The organism is Aminobacter sp. P4_D5, assembly GCF_056401815.1.
The window spans coordinates 1-10,029 of the sequence record NZ_JBFUIP010000191.1; the positions used below are offsets into that span (position 1 = coordinate 1).

At 61.9% G+C, this 10,029-nt stretch carries 10 protein-coding genes; 4 read left to right on the forward strand and 6 right to left on the reverse strand.

The genetic code is table 11. From position 1 onward, the window contains the following. Window positions 1-174 precede the first annotated feature (174 nt). Window positions 175-3,405 carry an autotransporter outer membrane beta-barrel domain-containing protein gene (locus tag AC1DWF_RS27045; protein ID WP_476784371.1) on the forward strand — a complete coding sequence of 1,077 codons (3,231 nt, stop codon included), beginning with the start codon at window positions 175-177 and terminating at the stop codon, window positions 3,403-3,405. Window positions 3,406-3,545: 140 nt separating this feature from the next. Here AC1DWF_RS27045 and AC1DWF_RS27050 read toward each other — a convergent pair whose 3' ends face one another. The 3 genes from AC1DWF_RS27050 to AC1DWF_RS27060 all read right to left on the reverse strand — a co-directional run bounded on the left by AC1DWF_RS27050 (window position 3,546) and on the right by AC1DWF_RS27060 (window position 5,073). Then, window positions 3,546-3,806: a DUF2312 domain-containing protein gene (locus AC1DWF_RS27050; protein ID WP_476784372.1), complete on the reverse strand. Its 261-nt coding sequence runs from the start codon at window positions 3,804-3,806 to the stop codon at window positions 3,546-3,548. A 149-nt stretch (window positions 3,807-3,955) separates the two neighbouring features. After that, window positions 3,956-4,264 carry a DUF1244 domain-containing protein gene (locus AC1DWF_RS27055; RefSeq protein WP_476784373.1) on the reverse strand — a complete coding sequence of 103 codons (309 nt, stop codon included), beginning with the start codon at window positions 4,262-4,264 and terminating at the stop codon, window positions 3,956-3,958. Window positions 4,265-4,275: 11 nt separating this feature from the next. Then, on the reverse strand, window positions 4,276-5,073 hold the full coding sequence (locus AC1DWF_RS27060) for an N-formylglutamate amidohydrolase (protein WP_476842256.1): 798 nt from the start codon (window positions 5,071-5,073) through the stop codon (window positions 4,276-4,278). Window positions 5,074-5,317: 244 nt separating this feature from the next. Between AC1DWF_RS27060 and AC1DWF_RS27065 the strand changes: the two genes are divergently transcribed. Then, window positions 5,318-5,806, forward strand: coding sequence for a DUF1036 domain-containing protein (locus AC1DWF_RS27065; RefSeq protein WP_476784375.1), 489 nt, complete (start codon window positions 5,318-5,320; stop codon window positions 5,804-5,806). Next, window positions 5,803-7,239, forward strand: a complete 1,437-nt coding sequence (gene pyk, locus AC1DWF_RS27070; RefSeq protein ID WP_476842257.1) for a pyruvate kinase — start codon at window positions 5,803-5,805, stop codon at window positions 7,237-7,239. Before AC1DWF_RS27065 ends, pyk begins: the two co-directional genes overlap by 4 nt. Before the next feature lie 51 nt (window positions 7,240-7,290). On the opposite strand, the gene AC1DWF_RS27075 is transcribed toward pyk, so the two are convergent. From AC1DWF_RS27075 to ykgO, 3 genes are all read right to left on the reverse strand, one after another. Further along, window positions 7,291-8,349: an alpha/beta fold hydrolase gene (locus AC1DWF_RS27075; protein WP_476788186.1), complete on the reverse strand. Its 1,059-nt coding sequence runs from the start codon at window positions 8,347-8,349 to the stop codon at window positions 7,291-7,293. A gap of 165 nt (window positions 8,350-8,514) precedes the next feature. After that, window positions 8,515-9,096, reverse strand: a complete 582-nt coding sequence (locus AC1DWF_RS27080; RefSeq protein ID WP_476785591.1) for a tetratricopeptide repeat protein — start codon at window positions 9,094-9,096, stop codon at window positions 8,515-8,517. Window positions 9,097-9,175: 79 nt separating this feature from the next. Then, window positions 9,176-9,301 carry a type B 50S ribosomal protein L36 gene (gene ykgO, locus AC1DWF_RS27085; RefSeq protein WP_018429929.1) on the reverse strand — a complete coding sequence of 42 codons (126 nt, stop codon included), beginning with the start codon at window positions 9,299-9,301 and terminating at the stop codon, window positions 9,176-9,178. Between the two features lie 242 nt (window positions 9,302-9,543). Here ykgO and AC1DWF_RS27090 point away from each other — a divergent pair, with 242 nt between their 5' ends. After that, on the forward strand, window positions 9,544-9,951 hold the full coding sequence (locus AC1DWF_RS27090) for a lysozyme inhibitor LprI family protein (protein WP_476842258.1): 408 nt from the start codon (window positions 9,544-9,546) through the stop codon (window positions 9,949-9,951). The last annotated feature ends 78 nt before the right edge of the window (window positions 9,952-10,029 follow it).

The following is a 10,029-nucleotide window of genomic DNA, read 5'->3' on the forward strand; positions in this document are numbered from 1 at the left end:
ATTCCGTGTACAGCAGCCATTTGCCCCAATCTTTTGATCGAGAAATGGTCTGGACGCCCAGCTTCAGGCGCACCCTGAGCTGGGCGTTTTGGGCGGTAAACGACGGAAATAGTCGTGCGCCTTGATCTTTTGCCCTATCGATCTGGCCGTCGAATAATTGTCGCAGACGGGCCTTTGGCCTCTACCGCCTTGGCCTTGTTGTGCATTACTGGCGTCTCGGCGCTGCTTGGCGGTGCATCTTCGGCATATTCCCAGGCGGTCTCGGCCACCAATGGCGCGCAGGTCGCCGTCCCAAGCGCCTCGTTTCCGGCCACGACCTACTCCAGCGGTGCCTTCGGCCAGTTCGGCTACATATTGTTTTCGACTGGGGTGAATGCCGGCACGCCAAGCCTGATCACCGGCAGTGGCCTGACCATGGCGACAGGTGGTGATCGCGCCTTTGTCGGCCGGGTCGAGGCGAACGGCCAGATCGTGCTCAGCAACAGTTCGCTGACCACCACCGGCAGCCTCGCGAACGCCTTATCGGCCGATGTCGGCACGATCACCGGCACCAACCTCGCCATCGTGACGCGGGGACCGACATCCAGCGGTGCCGTCGCCGCCAACGGCAGCACGATCACGCTGACAGGCGGCACGATAGACACGTCCAACGCCAACAGTATGGGGCTCAATTCCACCACCGGATCGACAGTCACGGCAAGCGACGTCGCGGTGACCGGCGTCGGTATTGGAATCAATGCCGAGACAGGTGCTCAACTGAATTTCACCGGCGGAAGCATTGCGACCAGTGGGACCGGAGCGCATGGCGCCGTGGCTACGACCGGCGGCACGATTATGATCTCCAGCGCGACCATCAACACGACGGGCCAGGACTCGACGGGCCTCGCGGCGTCGGGCCTCGGCTCAAGCATTCTAGCCTCAAGCATCGTCGTCAACGCGACCAATTTCGGCTCGTTCGGCGTGGGCGCAACAGATCAGGCCCAGATCACCATCAACGGCGGTACGATCACCAGCGTGAACAGCGCGCTTCGCGTCGCCAATGGCGGATCCATTGCTGCAAGCAACGTCCATCTCACCGCAACCGGCGGCAATGCCTTGGGGGTGTTCGCCGACAACGGCACTATCAATATGACAGGGGGATCGATCACGGCGCTTCAGGGAAGCTCCGACCATGCCTTCAACGCATCGAACTCGGCACTCCTACAGGCAGACGGTGTCATCGTGAACGCCAGCGGGAACGGGGTCAACCTCAGTTCCGGGGCGCAGGCAACGTTCAAGAACGGCACCATCGACAGCGTTGGCAGCGGCGTCAGTGTCAAGTTGGCTTCGAAAGCGGAAGTGTCGAATACCGAAATCACCACGACCGGAGACAACGGCTTCGGTCTCCATGCCAGCAACGCAGGGTCTTCGATCATAGCCACGGCTGTTCGTGTCACCACCAGCGGCGCCAACGCTCATGGCGCGGTCGTGGACGACAGCGCCATGCTCAGCCTCTCCAACAGCGAGTTGACAGCCAATGGCGACGGCGCAAGCGGCCTGTCCGTGACTGGCCCAGCGGCTAGCACGCAGACTGCAAGCTTGACCCAGGTGACGCTGGCCAGCCCCCACGGAGCCTCGATCTTAGCCACTGGCGGTACGGCGAATGTAGCTTTCAACAATTCGACAGCCGTCATCAACAACGGCCTTTGGCTGCATGTAACCTCGCCCGACGCGACCAACCCGACAGTTGCCAATATCACGATCGATCCGTCGACGATCAGCGGTGCAGCGATAACGGATGCATTGAGCACGTCGAATGTATCCCTCATCGCCGGCTCGGTGTGGACGATGACGGGCAATTCGAACGTCACTAACCTGACGAATGACGCGAGCCTCATCGGTTATACCCCACCTGTCGGCGATCCGGCGCTGCTATCGAGCTACAAGACGTTGACGACGCAGAACTATTTCGGCCAAGGCGGTACGCTTGCGTTCAACACCTTCCTTGGTGCTGACGGGTCACCGTCGGACATGCTCGTCATCGACGGCGGCACCGCAACGGGAAACACCACGCTTGCCGTCAGAAACGCCACCGGTCCGGGTGCCCTGACGCTTTCCGACGGCATCAAGGTGGTCGACGCCACCAATGGCGGAACGACGGCTGACGCTTCGTTTGTCCTACGCGGCAATTACGTCACCAAGGACGGCCAGCCGGCGGTGGTCGGCGGTGCTTATGCCTACACACTGTTCCACAACGGCGTCACCGATCCTGCCGACAGCGACTGGTACCTTCGTTCGCAGATTGTGCCGACGCCTCCCGGCCCGACCCCACCACCACCGCCGAAGCCGCGTTATCAACCGGGCGTTCCGCTCTACGAGGTCTATCCGCAGCATCTTCTGGCACTCAACACCGTACCGACGCTGCAGCAGCGTGTCGGCAACCGCTACTGGAACGAACCCGCACCCGAGACGGTGTTCTGCAAGGACGCCTCGAAAAACTTCCAATGCCCTGTTTCAAGCGAACAGGCGCAATATTACGCCGGATCCGACGGCAAAGGTGTGTTGATCGAGGACCAGCGGGCGATCTGGGGCCGCATCGAAGGCAGCCATATCAGTATCGAACCCGCTTCAACCACCTCAGGCACCGACTACGACACCAATGTATGGCGGCTGCAGGCTGGCCTCGACGGTCTGCTGCACGAAGCCGAGGACGGCTCGAAGCTGATCGGCGGCGTCACGGTGCATCTCGGCCAGGCCTCGAGCGACGTCACCTCGTTTTTTGGCGATGGCGACATCGACACCACAGGTGGTGGGTTCGGCGGCACGCTGACCTGGTATGACCAGAACGGCTTTTATGTCGACGGCCAGGCATCGCTGACTTGGTTCAATAGCGACCTGACCTCGAAGGCCCGAGGCCTGCTGACGCCAACCCTCATCGACGGCAATGGTGGCTTTGGTTATGCGCTGTCGATCGAAACAGGCAAGAAGATCGACCTCAACGACAGCTGGGCGATAACGCCGCAAGCCCAACTGATCTACGCCAATGTCGACTTCTCCAGTTTCACCGATGTGTTCGGTGCCAACATCTCGCTTGGAAGTGGTGACAGCCTGATCGGCAGGCTCGGCATCTCAGCCGACCGCGATCACAACTGGAAGGATGATGAAGGTAAAACGCGCCGCAGACATCTCTACGGCATCGCCAACATCTATTATCAAATGCTCGACGCCACCCAAGTTGACGTCTCGGGCACCAGCTTTGAGACCCGTCCCGACAGGTTGTGGGGTGGGCTCGGGCTCGGCGGCTCCTACAACTGGGACGACGACAAATATTCGCTCTATGGCGAGGTCTCGGTCAACAGCTCGCTCGAAAACTTCGGCGACAGCTATGCCCTTGCCGGCACCGCCGGCTTCAGGGTGAAGTGGTAGGGAGCAGGTTAGTTTGATGGCGTGACGTAGAGCGCCACGCCATCAAACGATGTCTTGGTGCCCTTAAGTCTCAACTGCGATGTCTGCCACTGCGCAGCCTCCGCGTGTCGTCACGGACACGCGGAGAGCTGATGGCCGGGTCACACCATTCCAAGAGCTGCCTTGTACAGGTCGAGGATCGCCTCGGCCTCGTCGCGCTCGGCCTGGTCCTGCTTGCGCAGGCGGATCAGCGTGCGGAGCGCCTTGGTGTCGAAGCCGGTGCCCTTGGCTTCGGCATAGACGTCCTTGATGTCGTCGGAGATGGTCTTCTTTTCTTCCTCAAGACGCTCGATGCGCTCGATGAAGGCGCGCAACTGGCCGGCGGCAACAGTCTGGCTGGTATCTGTAATTTCGTCGGCCATGGGGCACTCCGCAATCTGACTGGGGCAAAGGTGAATGGGAAAGCGCGACTCGGCGCGCCAAGGGCATTTCGGCCGGTTCGATGCCTCATGATGGCAAGAGGGTCAAGGGGACGTGGCGGCGCAGCTGACACGCCGCCACAGATTCTGCGTCAATGGTCCTTGGGCCGGCTGGCCTCGAAGGCTGCCTTCTGCGCGTCGGTCGCCTCCAGCTGGTGCTTGGCCTGCCACTCGGCATAAGGCATGCCGTAGACGATCTCGCGCGAGGCGTCCTTGGACAGCTCGACGCCGGCCTCGGAGGCCGCGTCACGGTACCAGTTGGAAAGGCAATTTCGGCAGAAACCGGTGAGGTTCATCATGTCGATGTTCTGCACGTCGCTGCGCTCGCGCAGATGCTCCCGCAAGCGGCGGAAGGCGGCGGCCTCGAAATCGCGCTGCTGGGTTTCGCTGAGTTGGGCCATCGTCGTCTCCATCACAACGGCCCGGTGCGCGAGCCGAATTGCTTGACCTCATGTATATCGGCACGGCGATTGATCGCGTCAACGATGGGGGCGAGGCGATTGGCCCAATCGGTGGTTCCCTTGTCGTCGCCGATCAGGTCCTGCCTGATTTCGATCAGCGCATGGGCAAAGCCGTTGACGATGGCGTGACGGAACATGGTGTCGCCGCGCAACGCGCCGTCATAAGGCTCGTTGTCGCCGACAACGATCCCCTTGTCTTCGGCCAGCATCTCGATCAGCGGCCAGGCGGCGCGGTGGTCCATGTCCCAGAGCACGCCCGCGTGCCAGGGGCGGGCGTGGCCCTGCATGACGGGCGTGAAGGAATGTACAGACAAGATGAAGGGTGCGGTGCCGGTCTGTTTGTGAACCGAAGAGACCATGGCGCCGACCGCGTCGTGATAGGGCCGGTAGAAATTGTCGAGGCGGCGCTCGCGCTCTTCTCCAGACATCGGATAATTGCCCGGAATGACCGAGCCGTCATAGAGCTGGCGGATCAGGGTCGGGTCATCCTCGCCGCGATTGGGGTCGATCAGCAGCCGCGAAAAATTGGCCAGAACCGCCGGCGCACCGGTGATCGCTGCGAGCTTGCGGGTGACCTGCTCGGCGCCGATGTCGTAGGCGATGTGGMGGTCGAACTCCTCGGGTGCGAGGCCGAGATCGCCATATTCCTCGGGMAGGTCGCGGCGGGCGTGGTCGCACAAAAGGACCAGGCCCCTGTTGCGGTTGCCTTCGATGATCTCGAAAGGGGCAAAGATTGCTGTTCGCGTCATCGGCGGCAATTTGTCCTTCGGCAGGGCTTCGGTGTAGTTTCGTGGCAGTCCCTGATGTGGGGATATGTGCTAACGCCGTTGTTTTGCCAACCTTTTTTCGAATATGCCAGATGAGGCAGCAAATCATGCCGGCCAAGCGCATCTAAATCGATTGGATAAGCGCGCAGCCATGCGTTGACATGCGCCTGATCATTGCCGAAAAGGGCACCAGAAAATGCAGAATTCGTCGAAGAGGGGCTTGGGGATGGAATTTGCCGGAAGGCCGCGCGCACGCTCAGCCTTCGCATTGCTCTTCCTTTGCTTGGCAATCCCGCTGTTTACGTCAGTCGCAGCAACCCCGGCACATGCCGATTTCAGGGTCTGCAATGCTACCCAGAGCCTTGTCGGCGTCGGCATCGGCTACCGTGCCAAGGCCGGCTGGATCACCGAAGGCTGGTGGCACATCGAAGGTTCCACCTGCAAGACGCTGATCGAAGGCCCGCTGTCATCGAGGTTTTATTATCTCTATGCAGAAGATGCCGAGCGCGGCGGACGCTGGGATGGCCCCATCAACATGTGCGTGGCTGAAAAAGAGTTCAAGGTCGCCGGCGTCACCGACTGCGTAGCGCGCGGTTTCCAGCGTGCCGGCTTCCAGGAATACGACACGGGCGAACAGGCGAACTGGATGGTCCAGCTCACCGACGAGCCCGCAACGGGCGCCAATGCGGCCGCCTCGGGAACGAACGCTCAATGAGACGTAGCCGCAAGGTCAAGATACTCGCAACTCTCGGTCCTGCCTCGTCCGACGAGGTCATGATCCGCAAGCTCTTCGATGCGGGCGCCGACGTCTTCCGCATCAATATGAGCCATACCGACCACGATTCGATGCGCACGCTTGTCGCCCGCATCCGCAAGGTCGAAGACGAGGCCGGCCGTCCGATCGGCATCCTCGCCGACCTGCAGGGACCCAAGCTGCGTGTCGGCAAGTTTGCCAATGGCAAGGAAGAGCTGACCGTCGGCCAGACCTTCACGCTCGACGACAATCCCGAGCTCGGCACAGCGGCCCGCGTCCACCTGCCGCATCCCGAGATCCTCAAGTCGGTGCAGGAAGGCCATCGCCTGCTGATCGACGACGGCAAGCTCGAATTGAGGGCGGTAAAGACCAACGGAAAGTCGATCGTCTGCACGGTCGTTGCCGGCAACAAGATTTCCGACAAGAAGGGCGTCAGCCTGCCCGACACCGACCTGCCGGTCGGCGCGCTGACCGAGAAGGACCGCAGGGACCTCGACGCGGTGCTTGAGACCGGCGTCGACTGGGTCGCGCTGTCGTTCATCCAGCGCCCCGAGGATCTCGCCGAAGCGCGCAAGATCGCTCAAGGGCGCGCGCTGCTGATGTCGAAGATCGAAAAGCCGCAGGCCGTTGCGCGTCTGGCCGAGATCATCGAGCTCTCCGATGCCTTGATGGTCGCCCGTGGCGACCTCGGCGTCGAAATGCCGATCGAATCGGTGCCCGGCATCCAAAAGCAGATCACACGTGCCGCCCGCCGCGCCGGCAAGCCGGTGGTGGTCGCCACCCAGATGCTCGAATCGATGATCACAGCACCTGTGCCGACCCGCGCCGAGGTCTCCGACGTGGCAACCGCCGTGTTCGAAGGTGCCGATGCGATCATGCTGTCGGCCGAGTCGGCTGCCGGCCAATATCCGGTCGAGTCGGTGGCGACGATGGACCGCATCGCCCAGCAGGTCGAAAAGGACCCGACCTATCCCGGCATCATCAATGCCCAGCGTTCCCAGCCGGAAGCAACCGGTGCTGATGCCATCTCGCTTGCAGCGCGCGAAATCGCCGAGACGCTGAAGCTTGCGGCGATCGTCACCTACACCGCTTCGGGCACCACCGGCCTGCGCGCCGCGCGCGAGCGGCCACGGGTGCCGATCATCGCGCTGTCGCCGATCCTCGACACGGCGCGGCGCCTGTCGCTGTTGTGGGGCACGCATTGCGTGGTTTCGCCTGATGCGGTCAATCTCGACGACATGGTCGAGCGCGCCTGCAACGTCGCCTTCAACTCGGGTTTCGCCGCCGCCGGCGACCGCGTCATCATCACTGCCGGCGTGCCGCTCAGGACGCCGGGCTCGACCAACATGCTGCGCATTGCCTATGTCGGGCCGGRCGGCAAGGGAAGCAGGTAAGAGACGGGATTAGGGCAGTAGGGGAGTGAGGCAGTAGCCGCTCTTATTGCCCTACTGCCCTATTCCCCCAACTTTTTCATTCACACAAATATCCGTGCCAAAATCGTCGCCCGCAATCCGCGCCTCGACAGCCCGCGCAACCGCCTGCAGGTCGCGCGGCTGACCGGCGATTCTTTCCACCGCTGCCACGACAAGATCGGGCGCCACCCAGTCGGGCTTGTGGCCGAGGTTCTTCACCCAGACCAGCTCGGCATCAGGAATGTCGCGGGCAAGGCCGATCGAATGGATCTCTTCATAAACGACAGTGTCGTGATCACCTGAGATCACCACTGTCGGTGTCTTGATCGTGGGGTAGCGCGGCGCGGTTGCCAAAACGTGGCGGTACAGCCCCTCGACATCGATGGCGTTGGCGCGGAAAGCCTTTGGCCGCAGCACCAGCCTGATCGAGGCCTTGTCGACATAGCCATCTGGCACCTTGTTAGGCGAGAAAACGCAGATTGTCGCCGCATCGATTCGCATGAGTCCGGCCGGATTGGCGACCGTTTCGGCAAACAGACGCCCCACCACCTGCTTGGCGCTGACACTGTAGTACCAGGAGGTGCCGCCACCTGGCCAGGGATGCGTCGCCGCCGACAGGAACAAGAGCCCCCGCGTGCGCTCGGGGTGTTCGAGCGCAAAGGTCGCTGCCACCGCCCCGCCGAACGAATGGCCGATGATGATCGCATCGTTGATGCCGAGCCTGTCCATCAGCGCTGCGATGGTCGCCGAATGTTCGGTCGGGTTGTCGTTGTTGCCGGGGCCGCGTCCAGACCAGCCATGGCCGGGCCGGTCGAAGAACAGCATCTCGGCGCGGCCTTCGAACATGTGCCTTAAAGGCAGCATCTGGTCTTTCAGATTGGCGCTCGCGCCATGAATGAAGACGAGTGGCGGCAGGTCGGCGCCGGCGGATGCCGGCACGTGGACATAGTGGAGGCGGGCGCCTGATATGTCGACGAAACTGCCCGCCGGCGGATTGCGCCGCTCGATCAGCCAGGATGTCACGCGGGTAAAGCCTGCAAGCGCGAGCACCAGCGCAACAAGCAGGACCAGGATTGTGGTGAGGATGTTCATGCAGCCAGGGGGAGAGGGGAGGAAGTGAAGTAAGGCAGTAAGGCAGTAGGGCAATACGGCAGTAGGGCAGTAGGGCAGTAGGTAAGGCATCGAGTGTGGCGCAGACACATACTGCCATACTGCCATACTGCCGTATTGCCCTACTCCCTTACTGTCCTATTCCCTTCAAATGCCTTCGCCGGCAAGCTCTTCCGACAGCCGCGACACCTCGCCTTGGGCATTGCGCAGCATCGGGTAGATGACGAGCACGCGTTGCCAGGCTTGCAGCGCCAATTCGTTGCGGCCGGTGGCGGCCATGATCTGCGCCATGCCGGCCAAGGCGCCGAAATGGCGCGGCTCAAGCTCAAGCGTGCGTTCGATGTCGGCCATCGACTTGCGATAGTTGCGTGTCAGGAAATGCACGGTGGCGCGCCGATTCCAGCCTTCGGCATATTGCGGCTGCAGCGTTACCACCTGGTCGAGGAAATCAAGCGCGACGTCGAACTTCTGGGCTTTGATCGCTTGCTCGGACCACAGCATCATCAGGTCGACGGAGGCGCTTCCCGACCTGTTCCACGCTTCCGAAATGCGGCTGGCGAGGCGCTCGGCGGCCTTTTCGTTGCGCTCGCGCTTCAGGTCGGCAAACAGCGAATCAAGCTGATTGTCGGGCTTGGCGACAACGGGGCTGTCTGTGGATTGGGCAAACGCCAGCTGCGGCGGGAACGTTGCCGCCATGGCCAGGGCGAAAAAGGCAAAAACGTTCCGCATGCGGAAACTTTAGACCCCCGCATGGGAACGTCAAACTGAAATTGCCGTGATGCGTCGGCCGCGAGCGGCCGAGCCTACATCAGCCCTGGCGAGCCTTGTAGCGCGGGGCGGTCTTGTTGATGATGTAGATGCGGCCCTTGCGACGAACCAGCTGGCAGTCACGGTGGCGGCCCTTGAGTGCCTTGAGCGAATTCTTGATCTTCATGTCACTAACCCGTCGGATGGGGCCCATCACCGGGCCGAAACTAAAAGCGCGCCAAAAGAGCGCGCCCAATTTGTGTGAAAGGCTCTTAGACGAGGAGTCGGAGCCAGTCAACCGCAGGCAGCGCCAAGCCTGCGGATTGATTCATCTATCCGGCCCCGATGCACCCGACAACGCCTCGTGCGAGAGCTTGCCAGGCGTCGGTCTCGCTGGAATTGTAGTTGAGCCATGCGACGGAGCGGAAAATGCGGCTTGAGATTCTACTGTCGGCGATCGCGTGTTCAATGGTGGCGTCCGTGGCTTTGGCCGAAGAATGCGACCGCAACGACCAGACCCAKACAGGCATGGACATCTGCGCCGGTGCCGACTATGCGGCCTCCGACGCCAAGCTGAACAAAGCCTATGGCGAGATCATCAAGCGCTTGTCCGACAATGCGGACGCCAAGAAGTTGCTGCAGGAGTCGCAACGCGCCTGGATCGCCTTCCGCGACGCCGAATGCAAATTCTCCGCCACCGGCGTCGACAGCGGGTCGGTCTATCCGATGATCCTTGTGATGTGCCTGAAGGACGTGACCGATACGCGCGTCGAGCAGCTCGGCGTCTATCTCAAATGCGCGGAGGGCGACCTGAGTTGCCCGGCGCCGGCGAAGTAGGGCCGGCCTGTCCGTCGATGGCTCAAGTAGCAATCCGGTGGCCAGCGCCTTTTTCAAAAGCCTGCTAGTGCATGATCC

Bases quoted from the DNA above. Each gene is read 5' to 3' on its own strand.
- AC1DWF_RS27050 (WP_476784372.1), bottom strand. From the start codon at position 3,806: ATGGCCGACGAAATTACAGATACCAGCCAGACTGTTGCCGCCGGCCAG.
- AC1DWF_RS27065 (WP_476784375.1), top strand. From the start codon at position 5,318: ATGGAATTTGCCGGAAGGCCGCGCGCACGCTCAGCCTTCGCATTGCTC.
- ykgO (WP_018429929.1), bottom strand. From the start codon at position 9,301: ATGAAGATCAAGAATTCGCTCAAGGCACTCAAGGGCCGCCACCGTGAC.
- AC1DWF_RS27075 (WP_476788186.1), bottom strand. From the start codon at position 8,349: ATGAACATCCTCACCACAATCCTGGTCCTGCTTGTTGCGCTGGTGCTC.
- AC1DWF_RS27055 (WP_476784373.1), bottom strand. From the start codon at position 4,264: ATGGCCCAACTCAGCGAAACCCAGCAGCGCGATTTCGAGGCCGCCGCC.
- AC1DWF_RS27080 (WP_476785591.1), bottom strand. From the start codon at position 9,096: ATGCGGAACGTTTTTGCCTTTTTCGCCCTGGCCATGGCGGCAACGTTC.